The following is a 24,316-nucleotide window of genomic DNA, read 5'->3' on the forward strand; positions in this document are numbered from 1 at the left end:
CCGGTTGATCGAAATTGGCCAGATATTTCAATCTGGATTGATCAATATTTCTCCAGGCGTCTTGAAGCGTGTCACCTCGGTTTCGAGGTGTGTATTATCCGGTTGTCGGTGCGTGCGCCAGCTATTCATCGATGATGAAAAGTTGCTCAAGGAAGTGAGCCAGGCTATCGATTTCTTTACATGTGCTTCACCAAAAATAATTAATATTGGAGACCATCATGCCGACTGCATCGAAAGCACACGACGCCGCCAGCCCGCCCGCCGAGATTTCATTCGCTGAGGCTTTTATCTACTGGCTGAAGCTGGGCTTCATCAGCTTCGGCGGCCCGGCAGGGCAGATCAGCATGATGCATCAGGAGCTGGTCGAGCGGCGTCGCTGGATTTCGGAGCACCGCTTTTTGCACGCACTCAATTACTGCATGCTGTTGCCCGGCCCGGAAGCGCAACAACTGGCCACATACATTGGATGGTTGATGCATGGCGTGAAAGGCGGCATCGCCGCCGGCGTGCTGTTCGTGCTGCCTTCGCTGTTTATTCTCATTGCGCTGACCTGGATTTATCTCGCCTTCGGCAATGTCCCGTCGGTGGCCGGAATACTTTATGGCATCAAGCCGGCGGTAACCGCTATTGTGGTTTTCGCGGCCTATCGCATTGGATCACGCGCCTTGAAAAATGCTGTGCTCTGGGCCATGGCGGCGGCGGCGTTCGTGGCGATCTTCGCTTTGAGCGTGCCATTCCCCTATATCGTGCTGACCGCCGGCGCGATTGGTTATTTTGGCGGACGCATTGCGCCGAACAAGTTCAAGACTGGCGGTCATCACGGTGACGGTCAAAAGGGTTATGGTCCGGCGTTGATTGATGATCACACGCCGCCGCCCGAGCATTCACGGTTCAGATGGGCGCGTGTAATCACCTATGGTGCTGTCGGTCTTCTCATCTGGTTCGGCGTGATGGCGGTACTGTTTGTACAGTTTGGCTGGCAAGGCGGGTTCACGCAGATGGGCTGGTTCTTCACGAAAGCGGCACTCGTAACTTTCGGCGGTGCGTATGCGGTTCTGCCCTATGTTTACCAGGGCGGCGTGGAGCACTACCAGTGGTTAACTGGTGTCCAGATGATCGATGGCCTGGCCCTGGGCGAGACCACGCCCGGACCGCTTATTATGGTCGTGGCCTTTGTGGGTTTCGTCGGCGGCTGGACCAAGGAACTGTTCGGTCCTGAGTCGCTGGCGCTGGCGGGCATGGCCGGAGCGACCGTGGCGACGTTATTCACGTTCCTGCCGTCGTTCCTGTTCATCATGTTGGGAGCCCCGGCGATCGAGTCTACTCGCGGTGACATCAAATTCACCTCCCCCCTGACCGGCATCACCGCCGCCGTCGTCGGCGTGATCCTGAATCTCGCAGTGTTCTTCGCCTACCACGTATTGTGGCCCCAGGGGTTCTCTCAACCGTTCAGCGTGCAGACGCTGGTTACCGGTTTTGAGTGGTTCTCCGCGCTGATCGGCGTGCTTGCCTTTATCGCGTTGTGGCGTTTCAAGATTGGAATCATTCCGGTGATTGGAGTCTGCGGCCTGGTCGGTCTTGGATATGCTTTGATTAAGCCAATTATTTCCGCCTAGCGGACTTGCGGGATTAGAAGATAATTACTTTAATTGCATCTATGTCATCTCATCCTTTTCGAGGAAAGCCCAGCATGAACCGGACCATCGTGCCCAGCGAGCTCAAGCAGCTTTTGGAAAACCGCAAAACCATTCTGCTGCTCGATGTGCGGCGCCGGGTCGATTACGACACCGACGGCCAGAAGATTCCGGGTGCGGCCTGGCTCGATCCGGAAAGACTGACGCAATGGAGCACGGCATTGCCACTCGACCGGGAAATCGTGATTTACTGCGCGCGCGGCGGTTCTGTCAGTAACTCGGTGGTGGATCAGCTGAAGGCGAAGGGCGTCAAGGCGCGGTTCATCGAAGGCGGGATCGAGGCATGGAAGGCCAGCGGGGGACAGACCGTTGATAGCGGTGCCACCAAGCCAAAGTAACGCAGGCGCATCATGAAATGGGTTACCCGTGAACGTCCCAAGATCGACCGCATCGCCTGCCCCTGGCTGATCGCGCGATTTATCGACAAGACACCGGAATTCTTGTACGTGCCAGGGGACCGGGTGATGAGAGTGGCAGCCGAAACCGGCGCGATTCCTTATGACGTCCCTGGCGTGGAGTTGGGCCACGTCGGGGAGTTTTGCAGCTTTGATGCGTTTCTCAAGAAATATCAATTGACAGACCCCGAACTGCAAAAGCTCGCGGTCATTGTACGTGCCGCTGACACCGGTCAGCCGGATCTTGCCCCGGAAGCAGCGGGACTGCTCGCGGTGTCGCGCGGACTGGCGCAGAACTTCCGGGACGACCACGAGATGCTCAGGCACGGCATGGTGGTTTACGACGCTCTGTATGCTTGGTGCCGCGGCGCGTAGCCGGCGCGGATGAGCGATCGCCTGATACTTAATGCGGCCGCGTTCCTGCGCGCGATCGCCACCGGCTTGATGGGCGTGCTGCTTGGGATTTACCTCGACAAGCTCGCCTTCACGCCTGCCGATATCGGTCTCGTCATCGGTTCCGGTCTCACCGGCGCAGCGCTCTCTACGCTGATCGTCACGTTTCTCGGCGACCGACTGGGCCGGCGGCGATCCTTGCTCGTCATCGGTGCCGCCAGCGCGGCTGGCGGGCTTGCACTGATTGTTACTTCAAGCCTTCCCGCCGTTTGTGTGGTCGCGTTTATCGGCATGGTCAACGGCATGGGTCGGGACCGCGGCGCTTCACTCGTGATGGAGCAAGCGATTCTGCCTGGCACTATCCTGCCTGAACAACGCACGCGAGCCTTTGCCTGGTATAACGTACTGCAGGATATGGGTCATGCTCTTGGTGGCGTGCTGGCGGCCTTGCCGGTACTGCTGCGCGAGTCCTTCGATGTAGATGTGCTGGCGTCGTTCCATGCGACCGTCGCGGTCTATGCCGGTCTGCTGGTTCTGAGCGTACTGCTGTATGCCGGTTTGTCGCCCACAGCCGAGGCATACAAGCCGTCTGTGTCGGTAAAACTTGCGCCACAAAGCCACCGCATCCTCTGGAAATTATCGGCATTATTCGCGCTCGACAGCCTAGCCGGAGGGTTCCTCGGCACGGCGCTGCTGGCGTATTTCTTTTATCAGCGGTTCGCGGTCGATGAGGCCACGATCGCCATTTTGTTTTTCTGTGCACGTACAGCCAACGCGGCTTCGCACTTCGGCGCGGCGTGGCTGGCTGCGCGCATTGGTCTCGTGAACACCATGGTGTTCACCCACATCCCTTCAAGCATCCTGCTCATGACGGTGCCGTTCGCGCCCAGCTTCGCGGTCGCGGCGTTACTCTTCCTGCTGCGTGAAGGCCTGGTGGAGATGGACGTGCCCACGCGTCAGTCCTACGTAATGGCGATGGTCAGGCCCGAGGAGCGGACGTTTGCATCCGGTGTCACGCACCTGGTGCGCATGGGCGGCTGGGCCACCGCACCGTTTTTCGCCGGTTTCCTGATGCAGGGGCTCGCACTGGCCACACCCCTGCTGATTGGCGCGGGCATGAAGATTGTTTACGATATCGCGCTTTACAAAGCTTTCCGCCACATCAAACCGCCCGAGGAACGGCTGCAGGGACCATTTTTTTGAAGCGTACATTTACCGCGAATCAGCAAGGAGGAAGACAAGATGGAGCCGGGCAGAAAAAAAGGCCATTTCACATTTCGCACCACGGCGGTGCTGCTCATGGTTTCCGCCGCTTTCGAACTCCTGTCGCTTACCGCAGAAGAGCCGCTGTTCGGAGAAATAAGAAGCGGTATCGGTGTCGGGATATATCACCTTGCGTATGCCGCGCTCTTCACGGCGCTCGGAGTCGGGTTATGGCGCGCCCGGAAGTGGAGTTATACCTTGGTTTTCGTGACCACGGCGCTTTACACCTTCGACAAGTTGCAATTTATCCTGGGCCGGCATGCGATGGAGAACTTCATCGCGCAGCAGATGAGCGGATACGAAGAAACCTTGCGATCGCAGGGCGTCGACAGCGCGCTAATCATGCAGGCGATCATGCTGACAAGCATCATCATTGTCCTCTGCTGGTGGGGGTTCGCGCTCTATACCTACTGGCGGCGCGATTATTTCAAAAACACAGGGACATGATGAACTGCGCGGCCGGTTTATAGATATCGGGCGAGATAGGCCGGGATGCGTTCATCCAGCCAGTAGCGCGGCCGCCATGGCCAGATCCCCGCGACAAAACCGACATGCCCGCCGTGAGGCGTGAGCTCCAGCGTCACGGATTCAGACAATTCATCCGGCCGGGGTATGGCCGCCTCGGTCATGAACGGGTCATCGCGCGCGTGCAGCAGCAAGGTGGGCACGGTAACTCCCCCGAGATACTGCCGGGAGCTCGACACGGTATAGTAATGATTGGCGCTGTCGAAACCGTGCAACGGCGCCGTGATGTACTCATCGAAATCGCGGAAATTTTTCAGCGTCGATAAGTCCCGTATTTTCAGTGGCAATTCCATGCGGCGTCGTTTCGCGTCCACGGCGTGCCGCAGGGAGCGCAACAACTGCCACTGGTATATCCGCGAAAAGCCTAGTTGCAGCCGGTCGGCGGCGCTATGCAGTACAAACGGTACCGATACCGCCACGGCTGCGTGTAATGGTGTCACTCCACCGGTCTTTCCCAGCCACTTGAGCAGGACATTTCCGCCCAATGAAAATCCCACGGCTGCCAGCGGCGCGCGGGGTTCGCGGCGGCGCAAGGTCGTGACCAGGAAAGTTAGATCGCCGGTATCGCCGGAGTGGTAACTGCGTGCCAGGCGGTTGGGCTCACCGCTGCAGCCGCGGAAATGCATGACGACACCGCGCCAGCCGCGGTGCTCAATCGCACGCAGCAGCCCGCGGGCGTATGGCGATTCGGACGAGCCCTCCAGGCCATGCAAAACGATGACGATCGGCCCGCTGCCTTTTTCCGTCCAATCCAGGTCGATGAAATCGCCGTCCGGTAATTCCAAACGTTCACGCCAAAGTGCGACATGGGGAGGGCGACGCGCCAGGCGTGCCCACAGGGTTTGACCATGCGGACCTCGGCACCACCAGGCGGCTTTGAAGCATCCATCCATGGATATGGAAGCGAAAACGCTGACCTCAGGTTCAGAGAGTCAGCCACCAATGTTGGTGACTGGCGAGCAACGGATGCTGGCTTTCTATCGGTTGTGGTGGAATCAGGCTCATGACCCAGCCGGCGCCGGGGTTGCGGCGCACGACATTCCAGAATTCATCGAGTTGCTGCCATCTCAGCAGGCTGCTGAAGTTGCGGCGGAAGGCTTTGTAAAACGTTTCGTTTTCGCTCATGGTCCAAACTGCCGAGCTGACTTCAGACCATTATCGCATATCCGCGATTTTTTCCTTCAAGGACTCGATGGCGAAACCCAGGCCCAGGTCCAGTTTCTTGTTGCAGAATTCGAGCAGGGGGAGGCAACGCATGACCAGGTCCGGCAGAAATGGCACCAGTTTGCCGCCCTCGTCGGCGCCGAGCATCTTGAGCGCGGTTTCGAGATCGGGCTGTTCGATGACGGATTCTTCCGGCTTGGGTGCTTCCTCCTGATAGCTGACACCGAGACGATTTCCGCCGGCCGCCTTGGCCAGCGTCATGCGCTGTTCGGCCACCACGAGAAGTTCCTCGATAGTATCCCCGGGGTCACGTCCCAGCGTCGCCAGACCAAGGCTGATCGTCAGCGGTATTGTGACATCTTCGTTTTTGTAAGGTTCGGCGTTGACCGCCGCGCGCGCCCGTTCGCACAGTACCGCGGCTTCCATGCGCCCCGATGACGGAGCCAGGATGGCGAACTCGCCGCCTCCCGTACGGGCCACGGTGTCTTCCGTGCGGCTCGAGGCAGTCAGTCTTTTGGCGAGCCAGATGAGGATCTGATCGCAGACTTGATCGCCATATTTCTTGTAGAGTGAACGAAAGTTGTCGATGTCGATGCGTATGATGGATACATCGCTGTTATGACGTTTGGCGTGAGCGATATCCTGCACGCCGCGCTGCATAAAGTAACGCCGACTGTGCAGTTGCGTGAGCGGGTCGACGGCCGTCTGTTCTTCCAGCGCCGTGGAGGTTTCCTCCAGCTTGCGCGTGGTCTGATCGAGCTTGGCGTGGGCGCGGGTTCGCGCCAGCAACTGCACGCCGTCAATGGGTTTGATGATGAAATCGGTCGCGCCGCAGGCGAACGCGCGCTCGCGAGTCAACTCATCGTCGGCACCGGTGATGATGATGATGGGAATATTACGTATCCGCTCCGCATCGGCGGCGCGAACGCGGCAGATAAGCGAGTAACCGTCGAGTTTCGGCATCTCGATGTCGGAGATCAGCACCTCGATGGAGCCGTCATAGAGCAAGTGGTCCCACGCGGATTCTCCGTCCCCGAACTCGATAAGTTCGAATTCGTTGCTGAGTATCTTGCTGATGGCCTTGCGAATGACGCGCGAGTCATCTGCCACCAGCACCCGGACCTTTTCGGCCGCGGACGCAGCGGTTTCTGGCTTGAGGCTCATCCCTTGATTCGGCTGGATGTCGGTGTCCGGCATGGTTTTGCCGGCACCCGGTGTTTGTGTGTCCATTAGAATAACCATAGCGCAGCCGTGGGACACATTCAAAGTCTTGAATAGACTTGAATTTCAGCCCAAATGAGGCGATGGAGGCGTTCGCGCCGGTAAAACCGGCACAGTCTAGACGCGGCGGCTGCGCCAGTATTGGACGGCGCCGGGGAGCAGCGATACCACGATAATGCCAAAGATCACAAAGGTGAGGTTGCGTTTCACGATCGGAATGTTGCCGAAGAAATAGCCGGCAAGCACGAACGCCAGAACCCACAGAAAAGTCCCAAGGATGCTGAAAGAAAGAAACCTGAGGTAAGGCATGCGGCCGATACCCGCCACGAATGGTACAAATGTGCGGATGATAGGAAGAAATCGTCCGATTATCACGGCCTTGGCGCCATGGCGTGCATAAAATTCCTGCGCGCGTTCCAGATGTCGGGGGTTGAGGAATCGTGCATCGTGACGGCGGAACACTTTGGGGCCCAGATGGTGGCCGACCCAGTAATTGGTATTGTCACCGCAGATCGCCGCGCTGATAAGAACAACGATAATCCACGCGATATCCATGCCTCCGGCCGCTGCCAGTGTCCCGGTGACAAACAGCAGCGAATCGCCAGGCAGAAGCGGCATGACCACAAGGCCGGTCTCGGCGAAAACGATCAGGAAAAGCAGCAAATAAATCCACGAACCATGGTCGCGAACGAACCCGCCCAGGTAATGGTCGAGGTGCAGAAAAATGTCAATAACTTGTGTGATGATTTCCATGACGGGCTTCTACCAGAAATACCACAGCACCAGCACGCCGAAGACGATGCGATAGATCGCGAATGACGTGAAATCATGACGCGATACAAATTTCAGGAACGCCTTGACGACGACCAGCGCGGTTATGAAGGACATGACGAAACCGACGGCGAACAACGGGATGTCCGTGGCGTGCAACAACTCGTGATTCTTTAACAGCTCGTAGAACGTGGCCGCGAACATGATCGGCATCGCCAGCAGAAAGGAAAATTCCGTCGCCGCGGTGCGCGACAGGCCGGAAAGCAATCCACCCATGATGGTGGCACCGGCGCGCGATACGCCGGGGAAGAGCGAGAAGGTCTGGGCGATGCCGATCTTCAGGGCGTCGAGCGGGCCGAGGTCTTCCATGCTGTTCACGCGCACGCGCAACGGCAGGCGTTCGATTACCAGGATCAGAATGCCGCCAACAATGAGTGCACCCGCCACGGTTAACGGATTAAAAAGATGGGCGGTAATCGTTTTATGCAGCAACAAGCCCGCCACCGCGGCGGGAAGGAAGGCGATGAACAGATTCAGAATGAAACGCTGCTCGTGCCGGCTGCCGATGCCGGTGATCAGGCGCCCGACGCGGACGCGATAGTCCCAAACCACGCCGAGAATCGCACCAAGCTGGATGACGATTTCGAAGACCTTGCCTTTTTCGTCGTTGAAATTGAGCAGATCTCCCACGATGATCAGATGGCCTGTGGAGGAGACCGGCAAAAATTCTGTCAGGCCTTCGACAATACCGAGAATGACTGCCTTGATCAGAAGAGCGAATTCCATGCGGGTTTCTTTCTTGTTTATGTTTATGTAAATGAGAGTGGACGGCCGTGCACGCCGTCGCGGATTTTTCCGCGATCGAACGCCACCTGGCCACCGACAATGGTGTAGATCGGCCATCCGGTGAGCTTGCGCCCGTCAAACGGCGACCAACGGACCCGGGTAAACATTTCTTCATTGCGTACCGGTCGGGTGTGTTCCATGTCCACGAGCGTGAGATCGGCATCCCAGCCTTCGAGAATCTTTCCCTTGTTGCGAATGCCGTAGGCCTCGGCCGGGCCGTGACACATCCATTTCTGGATTTCCGCGAGCGTGCAGCGTCCCGCCTTCATCTCTGTCAGCATCAGCGGCAGAGAAGTTTCCACTCCCGGCATCCCGGCCGGCGATTGCGGGTAGGGCTTGTGCTTCTCCTCCAGTGTGTGAGGTGCATGATCGGTGGCGATGAAGTCGATCGCGCCGTCGCGCAGTCCGGCCCAGAGGGCGGCGTTGTCCTCCGGGCGGCGGATCGGCGGATTCATCTGCACCAGTGCGCCGAGCCGCGCGTAGTCGTTCACATTTAGCAGCAGGTGGTTGGGGATGACTTCGGCCGTCACCCAAGTGGGCTTGTCGCGCCGTAGGAGTTCCACTTCCTCATGGGTGGAGAGATGCAGAATATGCAGCCGGCGGCGATATTTCCGGGAAAGTGCCAGCGCCAATTCCGTCGCCAGCAGCGCACTCTGGTTGTCGCGGATGTCGGAATGTACCGCCACGTCAGTCCGGTCCTTGAACTGCTCACGGCGCGCGCGGATGCGCGCTTCGTCCTCGGCGTGTACCGCAATCAGGCGCGACCCATTGGCGAAGATCCGTTCCAGATCCTCTGCCTTGTCCACCAGCAAGTTGCCAGTACTCGCGCCCATGAAGATCTTAATGCCGCAGGCCGGGCCGGCGCGATTGATCTCGTCGAGATTGTCGGGGGTGGCGCCGATAAAGAATCCGTAGTTGGCGACGCATTTATCCGCCGCGCGCCGGAGCTTGTCGTCGAGTGCCGCCTGATTGCTGGTTGACGGATCGGTGTTGGGCATCTCCAGAAAGCTGGTGACACCGCCCTTGACCGCGGCGCGCGAGCCGGAGCCGAGGTCTTCCTTGTATTCCTTGCCCGGTTCGCGGAAATGCACCTGCGGATCGATTACGCCGGGGAGCAGAAGGTTTTCCCCGACATCCAGTGTTTCGTCCGCGGGGGCGGTGATTTGCGCCGCGATGCGTTCGATCACGCCATCGTGGCACAGTAGGTCGCCTTCGAAGATTGATCCGTCCGGGCGCGCGAGGCGGGCGTTGCGGATCAGTAGCTTTGGCAAAGGCGATCTCGGTGCGGAGAAGTTATCGCGGAAGAGTTTGCGGGAAAGTAAATGTCAGAAAGCCGGGGTCAGCCCATCTGCTTTTCGCGGATTTCGTCGAGCGTCTTGCAGTCGATGCAGAGCTCGGCCGTCGGGCGGGCTTCCAGGCGCTCCACACCTATCTCGACACCGCAGACTTCGCAGTAACCGTAATCACCGGTGTCGATGCGATCGATGGACTCATCGATCTTCTTGATGAGTTTGCGTTCACGGTCGCGCGAGCGCAGTTCGAGCGACATGTCGGTTTCCTGGCTCGCGCGGTCGTTCGGATCGGGCGGATTTTCCGGCACGTCGCGCATCTGCTGCACGGTGCGGGAAATTTCTTCCTCCAATTCCGACTTCCAGGCATTCAGCACGGAACGGAAATGTTCCTGCTGTTTTTTGTTCATGTATTTCTCGCCCTTCTTCGCCACGTAGGGTTTCATGCCCGAAACGGGAGAGACGGATTGTTCCTTTTCCTTCTTTTTTCTGGCTGACATGCTTCAACTCCTGCAATAATGTAGCCCCCGAAGGGTGGGGGGTAAAAAAATAAGCGCGAATCTATACCAGAATCCCCCGGGTGTCGCAACCGTTAGAGTATAGACACGGCGAGCAGGCGCCGCCGTTATGACAGATTTACCGGGATTTGGTGACAATTTCATGGCACTCGAGGCATTGATCTTTGATGTGGACGGGACCTTGGCCGACACCGAGCGTGACGGACACCGGGTGGCATTCAACCAGGCATTTGCCGAGGTCGGGCTGGATTGGCGTTGGGACGTGGAACTGTACGGCCAGCTGCTGGCAGTTACTGGCGGCAAGGAACGCATCCGTTATTACGTCGACCAGTATCGCCAGGACTACGTGAAGCCGGCCGATTTCGAAGCGCTGGTAGTGCGGTTGCACGCCGCCAAGACGCGTCATTACACGGCACTGCTGGGACAGGGAGGCATCCCGCTGCGGCCGGGCGTGCGGCGCCTGCTTGAGGAGGCACGTGCTCGCGGCGTGCGTCTGGCCATTGCCACGACCACCACACCGGACAATGTTTCCGCGCTGCTGCGCCACGCCGTTTCACCCGAGGCCATTTTATGGTTTGAGGTCATCGGCGCGGGCGATGTGGTTGCGGCGAAAAAGCCGGCGCCTGATATTTATTATTATGTACTCAATCAATTGCGTCTCTCACCGGCGCAATGCATGGCTTTCGAGGATTCGGAAAATGGCCTGCGCGCGGCGCAGGCGGCAGGCCTCAAGACCGTCATAACGGTGAATGACTACACGCGCGCCCATGATTTTCACGGCGCAGCCATGGTTATCGATCATCTCGGCGAGCCCAGCCGTCCGTTTCAGGGGTTGTCCGGATACGACGTGAATGGCGCATGCTGTCTCGATCTTAAACTGCTGGAGCAGTTACAGGCCGACGCATGAAGCCATTTGCCAGACGTCTGAACCTTATCGAGCCGTTTCATGTGATGGATATTCTGTCTCGGGCACGCGCCATGGAGGCGCATGGACGGTCCATCATCCATATGGAGATCGGTGAACCTGACTTCCCGACCGCGGAGGGCATCGTGCAGGCCGGCATCGCGGCGCTCCAGGCCGGACATACCCACTACACGCCGGCGCTCGGCCTGCCCGAACTACGCGCCGCCATCGCCGCCAGTTATCCTGCCCGTGCACGTCCCGATCCCGCGCGAGTTGTGGTGACGCCCGGCGCCTCGGGTGCGCTGCAATTGATTTTCGCCAGCTTGATCAATCCCGGCGATCAGGTGCTCATGGCCGATCCGGGTTACCCCTGCAACCGTCATTTTGTGCGTCTGTTCGAGGGGGAGGCGGCGAGCATTCCCGTGGATGCTGCGACGGCGTATCAGCTCAACGCCGATCTGATCCGTCGTCACTGGACAAAACGCACGGTAGCGGTACTGCTCGCTTCGCCCTCCAATCCCACCGGCACGCTGATTTCCGGCAACGAGATGGCGAGGATCGTGCGAGCCGTGGCTGAACTTGGCGGCGTCCTGATCGTAGATGAAATCTACCACGGATTGGTTTACGGGGAAGAGACGGTCACGGCCCTGTCGCATTCGCCGGAAGTATTCGTGGTCAACAGCTTTTCCAAGTATTACGGCATGACCGGCTGGCGCCTGGGCTGGCTGGTGGCGCCGATGGCTTACATTCCATCGATCGACAAGCTCGCCCAGAATATTTTCCTGGCCTCGAGCACCGTGGCGCAACACGCGGCGCTTGCCGCATTTACTCCCGGAGTACAGGAAGAACTGGCACAACGCCGGAATATTTTCCGTGAACGGCGTGATTATCTCCTGCCGGCCTTGCGCGAACTGGGATTCATCATTCCGGTGGTGCCGACGGGCGCATTCTATTTATATGCGGATTGTTCGAGCTTCACCGATGACAGTCAGACGTTGGCACTCGATTTGCTCGAGCGCGCCGGCGTGGCCATCACACCGGGTCTGGATTTCGGGAGCCACCAGGCAGCACGGCATGCGCGTTTTTCCTACGCTAATACGCTGGAAAATCTGCGCGAAGGTGTTTCTCGGCTGCGGGATTACTTTACGAATACCTAGATCATGTCTCTTTTAAGACGTGAGCGCAGGGCGGCATAGGCGCCTTCGAGCGCCTGCAACACGGGTCCTGCCTTGCCGAGCTGGCTGTTGTCCGCCATTTTTTCAAGCTGCTCCGCGGCTGCATGCATGGCATGGGCCTGGAAATAGGCGCTCGAACTTTTGAGGGTATGCGCCTCGCGCGCAGCGCGTTGTGCGTCGGAAGCGGCGAAGGCCTGGCGCAGCGAGGCCAGTCTTTGCGTGGCTTCCTTGATGAAGATTTCCACCAACTTTGGATCGGGACGGACCGTGTCTTTTTCGGCTGTGTCGTCGGATGTTTCCGGCGTTGTATTAGCGAGGTTGGATGAGGGGGATTGCTGCGTGCTCCAGCGTTTCAGCATGTCACCCAGAACGCCGGATTCCACGGGTTTGGTAAGAAAATCTTTCACACCCAGAACACGGCAGCGCTCCCTCTCGGCATCCGTGGCGCCCGCCGTCAGCACGATGATGGAGGTCTTGGCATGAGTGCCCGGAAGCGCGCGGATGGACTCGATTGCCTTGACGCCGTTGATATCCGGGAGGTGCAGATCCATCAGGATCAGACCGTAGGATTCCCGCCGCACCGCCTCGACGGCAGCAAGACCGGTTTCGGCGATATCGGCTGTGTAGCCGAGTTTGGACAGCACGTGGAGCATAATTTCCCGGTTGACAGGGCTGTCTTCCACGAGCAGCAGTCGCGATTGTTTCTTGCGCATTTCCGAGAGGGTGTATTTTGTGACCAAGCCCGCGCGTTGGCGTTCCTGTTCGTCCATCCCCCGTGTCGCCATGACCGCCTTTAACAGACCGTGCATGTCTTCGGGCGGTATCGGTTTGCCGAAGTACCCGGCGAAACCGGCCTGGTTGAGACGCTGCGCGTCGCCGCGCACGCCGGCGGACGTCATCATCACGAGAATCGTGTCGCGCATTTCCGGATGTAATTTGATTTCGTGTCCCAGTTCCTCGCCGCTCAGGTTCGGCAGGAACATATCCACCATCACCAGGTCGAAACGGAAACTGGAATCCGCCGCTGAGCGGATCATCTGCAAGGCTGCGTTGCCGTTGCCGATGGATTGCACCTCCATGCCCAATGTCTTCAGCTGATCCACGAGGTTCACGCGTGCCGGAATGTTGCCGTCAGCCACCAGCACACGCAGTTCCTGAAGACTGACCGGCGCAGGAGCGCGTGTGACACTGACGACAACAGGTTTTCGCAGGTTGACGGCGAACCAGAAAATGCTGCCTTTGCCTTCTTTGCTCTTGACGCCGATATGCCCGCCCATCGCCTCGACCAGTTCCTTGGTGATGGCAAGGCCGAGGCCGGTGCCGCCGTAGCGGTTGGTGGTCGATGTCTTGGCCTGGTTGTACGGCTGGAAAAGTTTCGCCTGGTCCTTTGGCGAGATGCCGATGCCGGTGTCGGCGACTTCAATGAGCAGTCGCAGGCGATCGGCGGATTCCTCGGGGAGTTTCTTGACGCTCAAAACGATTTCGCCCTGATGGGTGAACTTTATCGCGTTGCCCAGCAGGTTGATGATGATCTGCCGCAACCGTCCCGGGTCGCCGAGCAGGCGGTTCGGCATGTCCGGCTGCATCAGGTTGGTGAGCGTGATCCCTTTCATGTGCGCCTGTTGTGCCAGCAGCGCTACAGATTTTTCGATGCAATCGCGCAAGTCGAAATCTATTTCCTCCAGCACCAGCTTGCCGGATTCGATTTTGGAGAAATCGAGGAGATCGTTGATCAGCGTCAACAGCCCGCTCGCCGATGACTTGATGATTTCCGCATGACGGCGCTGTTCGACCGAGAGTTTCGTTTCGAGCATCAGGTCGCTCATGCCGATGATGCCGTTGATGGGCGTGCGCAGCTCGTGACTCATTTTGGCGAAGAAATCGCTCTTGGCCTTGCTGGTGAAATCCGCCTGGGTCAGCGCCTCGCGCAGAGATTGCGTCTTGTGCTGAACGAGATCGTTGGCCTCGCGCGCCATGCGGAAACTCGCATATTGCCCCCACATGGCGAACAAGAACGGCATGGAGTCCACCGTCCACAGCGCGATATTCGATTTCTGCGCGAGGATGATGCCCTCGATGGTAATCGCATCGACCATCACATAGCACACCAACAGCGTGGCGATGACCACGCTGGCGCTGGCGATGTAGACGCCGTACAACGCGTATTGGGAAGCCCGCTCCCGAAGCAGCAGGTGATCTTCTGCGAGTCGTTGTCGCTGATCCATGGTTTCCGGTATTGCTCCGAGAATAAGAGATTTCTCCTCTCTAAGTGTAGATGTTATGACGGAGAGGCCGTGCGCAGGCCAGAACGCAGGGCACGTGCAACTACGCCGCGCTGCAAAAAAGTCGGGAGGAAACCGGTTCGGGAAGGACAACTTACAGGCGGATAGTATCGGTCAGATGTTTGGGCATGTTGTGTAGTTCCACGCCTCCCAGGTCCTTTCCGACCGTCGCTGTCACCAGCGCTGCAGTCGGCGTGCTCAAGGCGGCACGCAGGTTGCCCAGAAAACGCGGTTCAGCGACCAGCACGAGTTTCCCGTAAAGCTGCTGGTGGCGTCCGTCATCCAGCATCGTGCTTAACTGTTTGGCAAATTGTTCTGTGACATGTGCCGTGGGTTCCTGTTCGGAGCTCAACGAATGACGTCCCTGGCCATTGCTGTCGAAACTGCGTCCTGGTTTGTCGGCACCGATGTCTTTGTTTTTGAGTCTACCCTCGGGATGCGGGATGTTGTGGAGGAGGTTCAGCCCTTTACCCGGGCCCTTGTTTTCGAATAGCCTTGCCCCACCCCGGTGGGCTACGAGAATCCATGTGTTGTTCATCATAAGTATGCCCCTCTGCAAACTAAGAATGTTTCGTCGGGTTTTTTTACATTCTACCGGATGAAGAAAAGACCGTGCAGCAGTTTTTGGGATGTTATCTAAATCCTTGATTAGTCGCGACAAGAATCATCGCAGAAGAACAGGCGAGTTATCCGTTTGCATGAATGATGCATTTGGAGGATCAAATTGTGTAAACCTGCCATTACAAATCAACCGTTCATCTCTGATAACTGTCAGGCAGACGAGTGAATTTTTTTTACCAATTCATCTGTAATTCAGTGTGTTGAATAAGCGTGGCCTTAGTTTTCTCCCGAGTGGCACAGGAATTGCCATTAGTATCTGGCAGTACCCGAATTACCACGGGTTGGAGGAAAAAAGGGGGGTCGATAATAATGAAATGGGTGAAGGCGTTAAAAAGAAAAATAACGGCATTGAAATCCGCGCAGACGGACGATGCCGGGCGGTGGGAAACCGCGGCCATGGTGTACGGGGGAGACATCTACGCCGTGCTGGTTCGCGATCGTGCGGTGCGTCATCTCACGCGAGTGGACAACCGCTGGGCTGATCATCGCCGCGATGCCGGGTGGCCATTTATTCGATAGGCGTTTCGGGGCTGTTGCCCCATTCCGACCATGAACCCGGATACCCCCGCACGCGGGGGTATCCGAGGCTTTTCAGAACTATATAAGTATGCGCCGAACGGTGATGCGTCTGGCAATAGGCGATCACTTCCTTGTCCGGCGTCACTCCCATTTGCGACAAGATCTGCTGTAGTTCTTGCGCCGGCTTCAAGCGCAAGCTGCGCGTCTGATCGATGGCGTTGACCCAGTCGAAGTTGACCGCCCCGGGAATATGGCCGACGCGATCGGCGCGTCGGGTTTCACCGCGGTACTCAGCCGGTGTCCGCGTGTCCACGAAGACCACATTCGGATCTCGCAGGTGACTCGTGATGTAGTTCTTGTCCGCCACCGCTGTGTCGTGAAATTTCACCGCGCATTTACTTTGCGGCCCGCGAACCGCTTCAGATCTGACCGGATGCCGATCGTTGAGCCAGGAATGCAAGCCGCCGTTCAGCAGCGAGTAGTGCGTATGACCGATAACATCCAGTGTCCAGAGCAGCCGCGAGGCGCGCCCGCTGCCTTCGTCGTCGTAGGCCACTACATGTCTGTCTGGCGTCAGGCCGATACTGCTGAATACTTCGGACAGATGCGCTTCGCTTGGCAACATTCCCATGGCGGGCGGACGTGCCGCGACGATTTGCGCATAGTCGATATGTACCGCGCCCGGCACGTGGGTTTGCGCATAGATTTCGGGTCGACACAGATCGACAATCAATAGGTTTTCTGTGTCCAGATTTCCGACCAGCTCCGCCGGCTCGACAACTAGTGGCAGAAGAAGTTGGAGCATGATTCCTTTGTCGACGCGATGAACCAATGGGAGTTGAGCGACGGGATATTCTAACGCTGGCCGGATAATGCGGCGAGAACCGTATGGTTCCCGTGGACCGGGAAAGCCGTTAAACTTGTCCGATCATTTTTAACACCGGTTTATTCCTGTGGAAATATTCAAGATATTTACCGTTGAAGCGGCACATCTTCTGCCGAATGTTCCGGAAAATCACAAATGTCGCCGGTTGCACGGCCATTCCTTCCGGATAGAAATACGTGTGACCGGGCCGGTGCAGGAGCAGGCAGGCTGGGTCATGGACTTCGCTGACATCACCCGGGCCTTCCAGCCAATTTATGAACAACTCGATCATCATTATCTGAATGAGGTCGAAGGTCTGGAGAATCCCACGAGCGAGCGCCTGGCGCGATGGATCTGGCGCAAGCTCAAGCCTGCGCTACCGCGGCTTTCCGAAATTGTCGTGCGCGAGACTTGCACCGCCGGTTGTCTATATCGCGGGGAAGACTGAACGCGCATGGACATCCACCCGCGCGACGAATCTCCGGTAGTCATCGAAACCGGGCAGCGCCCGTTGGCCAGCGTCATCTGGTTGCACGGCCTGGGTGCCGACGGACATGACTTTGAAGGTCTTGTTCCCGAGCTGCACTTGCCGGCGCAGCCCGCGCTGCGTTTCGTGTTTCCGCAGGCGCCGTTCCGGCCGGTGACCATTAACGGCGGTTATATCATGCGCGCCTGGTATGACATCGCCATGACGGAACACGGTATTGAGCAGAACGCGGAGCATATCCGGGAATCGCAAGAAATCCTTCAGGCGTTAATCGAGGAGCAAGTGCAGCGCGGCATCCCCGGCGAGCGAATTGTGCTCGCCGGATTTTCTCAGGGAGGAGCTATTGCGCTGCACACCGGCCTGCGTTATCCGAAGCCGTTGGCCGGCATCATTTCACTGTCGGCACCGGTGCCATTTGCCGAAAATCTGATGGCTGAGATTCATCAGGCCAATGCCGCCGTGCCGGTTTTCATGGCGCACGGTACGGACGACCGGATGGTCCCCTTTGCCGCCGCCGAGAAAGTCCACCGGCTCATGGCGTCACACGGGCTTTACCCGGAATGGCGCGTTTATTCCATCGGACACACCGTCGGCCCGGATGAAATTCGGGATATTTCCCGCTGGTTGGGGCGCGCGCTTTTGAACGTGGCGGGGTGAAATGGCCAGCGGGGGCGGATTTTGCGTGGCGTGGTCGTGGTTTAGGCGATGTTCCTTGCTGTGGTTATCGGATCGGCCCTGGACTTCACACGGCGGAAAATCATCTAGACTTAGGGCTAAGCGCCACTTGGCAGCCAATAGACGGCGGCGTTAGCTTCAAAGGCATCAGAACAGAGGAGAGCTGTTGTGGTCATATTAAAAGAATCGCCGCGTGACTGGGGTCTCGTTATTGTTGTCATCCTTCTGAGTATCGGCGCCAATCTGCCCAGCGAATGGACGGATAAGATCAACTTCGACCGTCGCTATCTGCTCGGAGGTCTGATCGCCGTGGTGGCGGTCGCCCTGGTCAGGTATCTCAAGTTCACCCTTATTCTTGTGATCGTGGCGCTCGCCGTCGGCGCCAATGTGCCGTCGAACATCGCCAATGAATTCGGTTTCGATCCCCAGATCGCCATGCTGGGATTGGTGGCCATGATCGTTATCTCGCTAAGTAATCGGCTGCTCAAGTTGCCGACGGGTCTCGAGAAGAGTGGTCGCTCCAAGACCGCGCACGGCGCGGCCGCGTTGTTCACCGCTATTCTCAAAGGGCGCATCGCGGTCGTGCAGTCGCTGTTGAACCAGGGTGTGAACGTGAATGTGCGGACCATCAGTGGCAAGACACCGCTGATGGCGGCGGCCTACAAGGGTTACAGCGATATTATTCAAATGCTGCTCGATAACGGTGCGGACGTGAATGCCGTGGACGGACGCAACGACACGGCGGTCAAGATCTCCATCCGCGGCGGTTATACGCGCATTACCGAATTACTGAAAAAGGCCGGCGCAACGGAAAACTGAAGGGGTGTGACAGAGACCGGCAATGAAAAAGGGCCCTTTGGGCCCTTTCTGTTTTTGGCGCTCCCAAGGGGATTCGAACCCCTGTTACCGGCGTGAGAGGCCAGCGTCCTAGGCCACTAGACGATGGGAGCGTGAGGAGTCGGCGCACCGCGTCGAAAGGGGTGTTATTATACGTGCGGGCCGACAAAGCACCAACAGATCGTTTACATATCGGCCATCTGATTAGGTGGAAGAACCATTAACAACCCCGTCATCATTCCTCGCGCGCAGCACCACGTCTCCCGCGCGCTGATCAGCGAAAACGCCCTCAAGGTCCTGTACCGTCTGAAAGACGCCGGTTACGCCAGCCTGCTCGTGGGGGGGTGCGTGCGAGATCTGATGCTGGGACGCGAACCCAAGGATTTCGACGTCGTGACCGATGCCCGCCCGGAACAGATCCGCAAACTGTTCCACAACGCGCGCGTGATCGGCCGGCGCTTCCGGTTGGTCCACGTGCGCTTTGGACGCGAGATCATCGAGGTCGCCACTTTCCGCGCGATTCCCCATGACGCTTCGGAGGAGCCTATTCCGCAGGAAGGCGAAGAAGCCGAAGAAATTGAAGATGAAATAGAAGATATCGAGAAATTCGAGGACGACGCGCCCGCGGAGGCGACCGATCACAATATCTTCGGCTCCCAGGAAGAGGATGCAGTGCGGCGCGATTTCACGGTCAACGCGCTGTACTACGACATCCGCGATTTCAGCGTCATGGATTACGTCGGCGGGGCGGAGGATCTGAAGCGTGGTGTCCTGCGCGTCATCGGCAACCCTGAGTCGCGCTATCGCGAAGACCCAGTGCGCATGTTGCGGGCCGTGCGTTTCGCGGCCAAGCTCGGATTCAAGTTCGAGGAAAAAACCGCTGCGCCGATCCGCGATCTCGCGCCACTTTTGACCACCGTGCCTCCGGCGCGCATGTTCGAGGAGGTATTGAAGCTGTTTCACAGCGGCTACGCGCTCGAGACCTACGAGATGTTGCGTCATTACGGACTGTTTCAGCATCTGTTCCCGCTCACCGAAAAAAGCCTCGAACGCGAAGAACAGGGATTTCCCGTGACGTTGCTGCCACGCGCCCTGGCCAACACCGACGCGCGCGTGAACGAGGACAAGCCGGTCACGCCCGCGTTTCTGTTCGCCGCCATGCTGTGGGAACCCGTAAGACAACAGATGGGTGAACTGATCGCGAGCGGCATAAATAGCTATGACGCCATGTTCCGCGCCGCGGATCAGGTGCTCCGGGAACAATTGCGGTACGTCTCCATCCCCAAGCGCTTCAGCGTGCCGATGCGCGAAATCTGGAGCATGCAGGATCGTTTCGAGCGGCGCGCCGGTCAACAGGCGTTCCGCCTTCTGGAAAACAAACGCTTCCGTGCGGCATACGATTTTCTGCTGCTGCGCGCCGCCACCGGCGAAGCCGATCAGGCACTCGCTGATTGGTGGACGCATTTCCAGACGGCGGGAGACGATGAACGCCGCGCCATGACGGCGCAGATGGCGCCGGCCACCGGTACTGGCAAACGCAAACGCCGCCGTCGCCGGCGGCCATCGTCCGCGCAGGTGCCCCGACATGAGTAATTCATCGCACGGCGATGCGCACGCTTATATAGGATTGGGAAGCAACCTGGACAATCCCGTGGTGCAGATACGATCCGGCGTCGCGGCACTGGCGCGGATGGCGCAGACAAGCGTGGAAGCCTGCTCCTCGCTTTACCACAGTGCGCCGGTGGGCCGGCAGGATCAGCCTGATTTCGTCAATGCCGTCTGCCGTGTGCGTACCGGGCTGGCCCCTTTGGCGTTAATGCATGATCTGCTGGAAATTGAAAGCCAGCATGGGCGTGAGCGCCGTGGCGAGAAGGGCGGCCCGCGCACGCTCGATCTCGACCTGCTGCTGTACGGCAGCGAGGCCATCCAGAGCGCGGCGCTGACCGTACCGCACCCGAGACTCCACGAACGCGCTTTCGTCCTGTATCCTTTGTCCGAACTCGAACCGGACCTGGTGATACCGGGGCATGGTTCGCTGCGCGATCTGCTGGCGGATTGCACCGGTCAGCGGGTGCAGAAGATGGATATTTAAGGACAAGACAGGTCCAGAAGCGGGAAGCATCAGCACATGAATACCGTCAATCCGGGTTATGTTGTCGTCGAGGGTCCGATCGGCGTGGGCAAGACCAGCCTCGCCATGCGTCTCGCGGACGCGTTCGGCGCCGAGCCGCTGCTTGAGCAGCCGCAGGACAATCCCTTCCTTGAGCGGTTCTACCAGTCGCGCAAGCAGTTCGCGCTGCCGACGCAATTGTTTTTCCTGTTCCAGCGCGCGCGCCAGATCGAGTCGCTCAAGCAGGGTGACATGTTCAGCAACGGATTCGTCGCCGATTTCCTGCTCGACAAGGACAGGCTGTTCGCGCGCGCCAATCTGGACGACGACGAACTGCGGCTCTACGAACAGGTCTATGCGCAAATGAGTCTTCACCTGCCGGTGCCGGACCTCGTGATTTACCTGCAGGCGCCGGTAGAAGTGCTGCACGATCGCATGCGCCGCCGCGGGGTGGACTATGAACGACAGATCGATCGCGAATACCTGCAGCTTCTGGTGGACGCGTATACCCAGTTTTTCCACCATTACACCGCAGCGCCGCTGCTGGTGGTGAACGCCGAGCGCATCAACATCGTCGACAACGAAGACGATTTCCAGATGCTGTTGTCGCACATCCGCAAGATCCGCAGCGGCCGTCATTTCCTGAATCCTCTCGCCGCCAGCCTGTGAAGCCGGTCACCGTCAGTACGCTCCGGGAGATGAAGCGCCGCGGCGAGAAAATCACCTGCCTCACCGCCTACGATTACAGTTTCGCCAGCCTGCTCGACCGTGCCGGTGTCGACATGATCATGGTCGGTGACTCGCTGGGCATGGTGATGCAGGGCCACGATACCACGCTACCGGTCAGCGTCGCCGACATGGTGTATCACAGCCGCTGCGTGGCGCGTGGCGTTGAGCGCGCGCTGATCGTCACGGACATGCCTTTCATGAGTTATCAGGAAAGCCCGCAACACGCCTTCGCCTCGGCGGGACGTCTCATGCAGAAGGGGGGCGCGCAGGTGGTGAAACTCGAAGGCGGCGAACCGATGGCGGCGAGCGTGCGGTTTCTGGTCGAGCGCGGCATACCGGTGTGCGCGCATCTGGGCCTGACGCCGCAATCGGTGCATCAGCTCGGTGGCTACCGCGTGCAGGGACGTGAAGCGACCGCGGCGGAGCGCATACGTCACGACGCGAAAGTAATGCAGGATGCCGGCGCGAGCCTGCTGGTACTAGAGGCGGTCCCGTCGGAACTGGCCAAGTCCATCACGCTGGACCTGGAGATTCCCACGATCGGCATCGGCGCCGGCCCCGATTGCGACGGCCAGGTGCTGGTGCTGCATGACATGCTCGGACTTTATCCGCGTCCGAGCCCAAAATTCTCCAAAAATTTCATGCATGGCGCGGCCAGCCCCGAAGCCGCGGTGAAGGCCTACATCACCGCCGTAAAATCCGGCACCTTCCCCGGACCTGAGCACAGTTTTCATGCCCCATGATCACGGTTGATTCCGCCGCCGGTCTCAGGGAGCAGATGGCGAAGTCGCGGCAGGGCGGCAAGCGCATCGCTTTAGTGTCCACCATGGGCAATCTGCATGCCGGACACATTCATCTGATGCAGGAGGCGCGTCAGCATGCGCAGGCGGTGGTAGCCAGCATCTACGTCAATCCCCTGCAGTTCGGCCCGAATGAGGACTTCGACTCCTACCCGCGCACGCCGGGCCATGACAAGGTGGCCTTGCTCGCGGCCGGCGTGCACGTGGTGTTCATGCCCTCGGACACCGTTATCTACCCGCGCGGGCGCGGCGCGCAGACTGTCATCGAAGTGCCGGGACTGAGCGAGGATCTCTGCGGCGCCTTCCGTCCCGGCCATTTCCGCGGCGTGACCACTGTGGTTCATCGCCTGCTCATGCTGGTCGCGCCCGACGTGGCGATCTTCGGTAAAAAAGATTATCAGCAATTAATGCTGATCCGCCTCATGGTCGAGGATCTCGGCATTCCCGTGGAGATCGTCGGCGTGGACACGGTGCGTGAACCGGACGGACTGGCCATGAGTTCGCGCAATAATTATCTGAGCGCATCCGAACGCCGGACCGCGCCGCAATTGTACGAAACGCTTTGCGCCCTGCGCGACCGGGTGCTGCGGCACGGCAGCCTGACCAAGGAAGCGGAGGAGGCGGCCGTGGAGTCGCTCAAATCCCACGGTTTCCGGCCCGATTATGTCAGCGTGCGTCGGCAGACCGACCTGGCCGTGCCGCAGCCCGAGGATCGCCGATTGGTGGCGCTGGCGGCCGCGTGGCTCAGGCGCACGCGCCTGATTGATAACGTTGAATTCGAACTGAAATAGCTATTTGAATCCGCGCGAATTAGACCCGATAATATAGTCATTCGCCGGAGGAAATTTATGCGCCGCATCATGCTCAAATCCAAGCTGCACCGCGTGACCGTCACGCATTCCGAGCCCGATTACGAGGGCTCGGTGGCGATCGACGGCCGCCTGCTGGATGCCGCCGATATCCGCGAGTATGAGCGCATCGAGGTCTATAACCTCAAGAATGGCGAGCGCTTCTCCACCTACGCCATCCGCGCCGAGGAAGGCTCGGGCATCATCTCTGTCAACGGCGCCGCCTCGCACAAGGCCAGCCCGAGCGATATCGTCATCATCTGTGCCTACGCGGAATTCGAGGAGAAGGAGCTCGCCACCTTCAAGCCGCGCCTGGTGTACGTCAACAGTCACAACCACATTACCCATACGCGTAATTCCATCCCGGTCCAGGTCGCCTGACCGCCGATCCGGGTATCCCCGGCGTTTCTCCTGATGTATTCCGTGTTTTCGCTGGTTGATCAGCGAACCGTGATGCCTGTCTCCTCAGTCTGCCTGCGTTTGGCATGCCGGTCCCGGGAGTATTAGGGCAAACCGCGACCAGCGGCGAACTTGGACAGATCATTGGCCGGATGACATGCCGGTAGTCTATCTACTATTTGCACTATGGGGCCCATGACAAGACCAGGGTAGCAAAGGACGATGAAATATATGCAAGACATCATGATGAGGCTAGTTGATGTGCCGTTGGCGCGCATGTTCGTGCTTGCCTCCACTATCTTTCTCCTGCTCGCGGTGCTCGGCAAGATCGAGGGCAAGATCGAGCCCGGGAAAATGGGCAGAATCGGAGCGATCATCGTGGGTGTCATACTCCTGACCGTGGGGTTGGCGATGCACTTTAACGAGACAGATGCGCTACGGGACAGGCTGCGTGAAAGCGTGAGTGCGCCGTTATCTGCGTCCACGCGGGCGTTGGGCAATAACCAGGATGGAGCGATGGTAAGGCTTGCCATGGCGACTCCGGGCGGAGCCATGCCGGCGGACAAACCGGGCGCGAACGAAAAAATGGAAAACGCCAAATCCACGATCAGGGTGGTAACCGGCACCTATGGCGGCAATTGCGGCGCAAGATCCGGTAATGCCACGACTCAGGTGGCGCGTGCCTGCGACGGACAGGCCGTTTGCCAATATCAAATCGACATGGCCGCGCCGGAAGATGCCGCGCCGAACTGTGCCAAGGTTTTCACCGCCGAGTGGAAATGCGGAAATGCTGCGACCGTATACGCTGTCACCGTACCGGCTGGCGCCATGCAGGGAGAGCATCTGCGGCTTTCCTGTTCGGCGTTTCAGTAGCTGGTATTGTTGAGCGGCCCGGGTTTTTGAACTTCTTCCTCCCGACACGATCTACCGCCTAACGTCGAATAGATAGACCCCGCCGCGCTGGCGACGATTTCATCGGTTTGCTA

At 58.7% G+C, this 24,316-nt stretch carries 28 protein-coding genes and 1 tRNA gene; 18 read left to right on the top strand and 11 right to left on the bottom strand.

Features of this window, described 5'->3' with window-relative positions; translation table 11 throughout:
- The first annotated feature begins 218 nt into the window (after positions 1-218).
- The 5 genes from chrA to WB402_RS15145 all read left to right on the top strand — a co-directional run bounded on the left by chrA (position 219) and on the right by WB402_RS15145 (position 4,192).
- Positions 219-1,616 carry a chromate efflux transporter gene (gene chrA / locus WB402_RS15125; RefSeq protein ID WP_424209381.1) on the top strand — a complete coding sequence of 466 codons (1,398 nt, stop codon included), beginning with the start codon at positions 219-221 and terminating at the stop codon, positions 1,614-1,616.
- 74 nt (positions 1,617-1,690) lie between these two features.
- Positions 1,691-2,032 (top strand): thiosulfate sulfurtransferase GlpE, encoded by a 342-nt coding sequence (locus tag WB402_RS15130; RefSeq protein ID WP_424209311.1) that lies wholly within the window; start codon positions 1,691-1,693, stop codon positions 2,030-2,032.
- A gap of 12 nt (positions 2,033-2,044) precedes the next feature.
- A complete protein-coding gene (locus WB402_RS15135; protein WP_424209313.1) occupies positions 2,045-2,464 on the top strand; it encodes a chromate resistance protein ChrB domain-containing protein in 420 nt (139 codons plus the stop codon).
- A 9-nt stretch (positions 2,465-2,473) separates the two neighbouring features.
- Complete coding sequence (locus WB402_RS15140; RefSeq protein WP_424209315.1) at positions 2,474-3,685, top strand: MFS transporter; 1,212 nt, start codon at positions 2,474-2,476, stop codon at positions 3,683-3,685.
- Positions 3,686-3,724: 39 nt separating this feature from the next.
- A complete protein-coding gene (locus WB402_RS15145; RefSeq protein WP_424209317.1) occupies positions 3,725-4,192 on the top strand; it encodes a DUF2127 domain-containing protein in 468 nt (155 codons plus the stop codon).
- A 17-nt stretch (positions 4,193-4,209) separates the two neighbouring features.
- On the opposite strand, the gene WB402_RS15150 is transcribed toward WB402_RS15145, so the two are convergent.
- From WB402_RS15150 to dksA, 7 genes are all read right to left on the bottom strand, one after another.
- Positions 4,210-5,163: a hydrolase gene (locus WB402_RS15150; RefSeq protein WP_424209319.1), complete on the bottom strand. Its 954-nt coding sequence runs from the start codon at positions 5,161-5,163 to the stop codon at positions 4,210-4,212.
- A 31-nt stretch (positions 5,164-5,194) separates the two neighbouring features.
- On the bottom strand, positions 5,195-5,395 hold the full coding sequence (locus WB402_RS15155; RefSeq protein WP_424209321.1) for a hypothetical protein: 201 nt from the start codon (positions 5,393-5,395) through the stop codon (positions 5,195-5,197).
- Between the two features lie 30 nt (positions 5,396-5,425).
- The gene (locus WB402_RS15160; protein WP_424209323.1) at positions 5,426-6,664 is read right to left on the bottom strand and encodes a diguanylate cyclase; all 1,239 of its coding nucleotides are present in this window, start codon (positions 6,662-6,664) and stop codon (positions 5,426-5,428) included.
- Between the two features lie 108 nt (positions 6,665-6,772).
- Positions 6,773-7,408, bottom strand: a complete 636-nt coding sequence (locus WB402_RS15165; protein ID WP_424209325.1) for a DedA family protein — start codon at positions 7,406-7,408, stop codon at positions 6,773-6,775.
- Between the two features lie 9 nt (positions 7,409-7,417).
- Positions 7,418-8,212 (bottom strand): undecaprenyl-diphosphate phosphatase, encoded by a 795-nt coding sequence (locus WB402_RS15170; protein WP_424209327.1) that lies wholly within the window; start codon positions 8,210-8,212, stop codon positions 7,418-7,420.
- A 23-nt stretch (positions 8,213-8,235) separates the two neighbouring features.
- Positions 8,236-9,543, bottom strand: a complete 1,308-nt coding sequence (locus tag WB402_RS15175) for a dihydroorotase (RefSeq protein ID WP_424209329.1) — start codon at positions 9,541-9,543, stop codon at positions 8,236-8,238.
- Between the two features lie 68 nt (positions 9,544-9,611).
- Positions 9,612-10,061, bottom strand: a complete 450-nt coding sequence (dksA, locus tag WB402_RS15180) for an RNA polymerase-binding protein DksA (RefSeq protein ID WP_424209331.1) — start codon at positions 10,059-10,061, stop codon at positions 9,612-9,614.
- Between the two features lie 160 nt (positions 10,062-10,221).
- Here dksA and WB402_RS15185 point away from each other — a divergent pair, with 160 nt between their 5' ends.
- Positions 10,222-10,986, top strand: a complete 765-nt coding sequence (locus tag WB402_RS15185; protein ID WP_424209383.1) for an HAD family hydrolase — start codon at positions 10,222-10,224, stop codon at positions 10,984-10,986.
- The gene (locus WB402_RS15190; protein WP_424209333.1) at positions 10,983-12,140 is read left to right on the top strand and encodes a pyridoxal phosphate-dependent aminotransferase; all 1,158 of its coding nucleotides are present in this window, start codon (positions 10,983-10,985) and stop codon (positions 12,138-12,140) included. Before WB402_RS15185 ends, WB402_RS15190 begins: the two co-directional genes overlap by 4 nt.
- Here the strand turns inward: WB402_RS15190 and WB402_RS15195 are convergent.
- Together WB402_RS15195 and WB402_RS15200 are read right to left on the bottom strand one after the other, a co-directional pair.
- The gene (locus tag WB402_RS15195; protein WP_424209335.1) at positions 12,137-14,383 is read right to left on the bottom strand and encodes a response regulator; all 2,247 of its coding nucleotides are present in this window, start codon (positions 14,381-14,383) and stop codon (positions 12,137-12,139) included. The genes WB402_RS15190 and WB402_RS15195 overlap by 4 nt on opposite strands.
- A 151-nt stretch (positions 14,384-14,534) precedes the next feature.
- Complete coding sequence (locus tag WB402_RS15200) at positions 14,535-14,981, bottom strand: host attachment protein (RefSeq protein ID WP_424209337.1); 447 nt, start codon at positions 14,979-14,981, stop codon at positions 14,535-14,537.
- Between the two features lie 389 nt (positions 14,982-15,370).
- On the opposite strand from WB402_RS15200, the gene WB402_RS15205 reads away from it, so the two are divergent.
- On the top strand, positions 15,371-15,580 hold the full coding sequence (locus WB402_RS15205; protein WP_424209339.1) for a hypothetical protein: 210 nt from the start codon (positions 15,371-15,373) through the stop codon (positions 15,578-15,580).
- On the opposite strand, the gene WB402_RS15210 is transcribed toward WB402_RS15205, so the two are convergent.
- Positions 15,570-16,385 (bottom strand): sulfurtransferase, encoded by an 816-nt coding sequence (locus WB402_RS15210; RefSeq protein ID WP_424209341.1) that lies wholly within the window; start codon positions 16,383-16,385, stop codon positions 15,570-15,572. The genes WB402_RS15205 and WB402_RS15210 overlap by 11 nt on opposite strands.
- A gap of 148 nt (positions 16,386-16,533) precedes the next feature.
- Between WB402_RS15210 and queD the strand changes: the two genes are divergently transcribed.
- The 3 genes from queD to WB402_RS15225 all read left to right on the top strand — a co-directional run bounded on the left by queD (position 16,534) and on the right by WB402_RS15225 (position 18,426).
- Complete coding sequence (gene queD / locus WB402_RS15215) at positions 16,534-16,893, top strand: 6-carboxytetrahydropterin synthase QueD (protein ID WP_424209343.1); 360 nt, start codon at positions 16,534-16,536, stop codon at positions 16,891-16,893.
- 6 nt (positions 16,894-16,899) lie between these two features.
- Entirely contained in the window at positions 16,900-17,589 is a 690-nt protein-coding gene (locus WB402_RS15220; protein ID WP_424209345.1) for an alpha/beta hydrolase, read from the top strand.
- Between the two features lie 186 nt (positions 17,590-17,775).
- The gene (locus WB402_RS15225) at positions 17,776-18,426 is read left to right on the top strand and encodes an ankyrin repeat domain-containing protein (protein WP_424209347.1); all 651 of its coding nucleotides are present in this window, start codon (positions 17,776-17,778) and stop codon (positions 18,424-18,426) included.
- Between the two features lie 55 nt (positions 18,427-18,481).
- Here WB402_RS15225 and WB402_RS15230 read toward each other — a convergent pair.
- Positions 18,482-18,557: transfer RNA gene (locus WB402_RS15230), tRNA-Glu, on the bottom strand.
- 124 nt (positions 18,558-18,681) lie between these two features.
- Here WB402_RS15230 and pcnB point away from each other — a divergent pair.
- The 7 genes from pcnB (at position 18,682) to WB402_RS15265 (ending at position 24,203) form a co-directional block, all read left to right on the top strand.
- Positions 18,682-20,037 (top strand): polynucleotide adenylyltransferase PcnB, encoded by a 1,356-nt coding sequence (pcnB, locus tag WB402_RS15235; protein WP_424209385.1) that lies wholly within the window; start codon positions 18,682-18,684, stop codon positions 20,035-20,037.
- On the top strand, positions 20,030-20,536 hold the full coding sequence (gene folK / locus WB402_RS15240; RefSeq protein WP_424209349.1) for a 2-amino-4-hydroxy-6-hydroxymethyldihydropteridine diphosphokinase: 507 nt from the start codon (positions 20,030-20,032) through the stop codon (positions 20,534-20,536). The genes pcnB and folK overlap by 8 nt, the downstream gene beginning before the upstream one ends.
- A gap of 36 nt (positions 20,537-20,572) precedes the next feature.
- Entirely contained in the window at positions 20,573-21,223 is a 651-nt protein-coding gene (locus tag WB402_RS15245; RefSeq protein ID WP_424209351.1) for a deoxynucleoside kinase, read from the top strand.
- A complete protein-coding gene (gene panB, locus WB402_RS15250) occupies positions 21,220-22,026 on the top strand; it encodes a 3-methyl-2-oxobutanoate hydroxymethyltransferase (protein ID WP_424209353.1) in 807 nt (268 codons plus the stop codon). The genes WB402_RS15245 and panB overlap by 4 nt, the downstream gene beginning before the upstream one ends.
- Positions 22,023-22,874, top strand: coding sequence for a pantoate--beta-alanine ligase (gene panC, locus WB402_RS15255; RefSeq protein WP_424209355.1), 852 nt, complete (start codon positions 22,023-22,025; stop codon positions 22,872-22,874). Before panB ends, panC begins: the two co-directional genes overlap by 4 nt.
- 57 nt (positions 22,875-22,931) lie before the next feature.
- Positions 22,932-23,312 carry an aspartate 1-decarboxylase gene (panD, locus tag WB402_RS15260; protein WP_424209357.1) on the top strand — a complete coding sequence of 127 codons (381 nt, stop codon included), beginning with the start codon at positions 22,932-22,934 and terminating at the stop codon, positions 23,310-23,312.
- Positions 23,313-23,552: 240 nt separating this feature from the next.
- Positions 23,553-24,203: a hypothetical protein gene (locus tag WB402_RS15265; RefSeq protein ID WP_424209359.1), complete on the top strand. Its 651-nt coding sequence runs from the start codon at positions 23,553-23,555 to the stop codon at positions 24,201-24,203.
- The last annotated feature ends 113 nt before the right edge of the window (positions 24,204-24,316 follow it).

The organism is Sulfuricaulis sp. (assembly GCF_049587675.1).
Taxonomy (GTDB): domain Bacteria; phylum Pseudomonadota; class Gammaproteobacteria; order Acidiferrobacterales; family Sulfurifustaceae; genus Sulfuricaulis.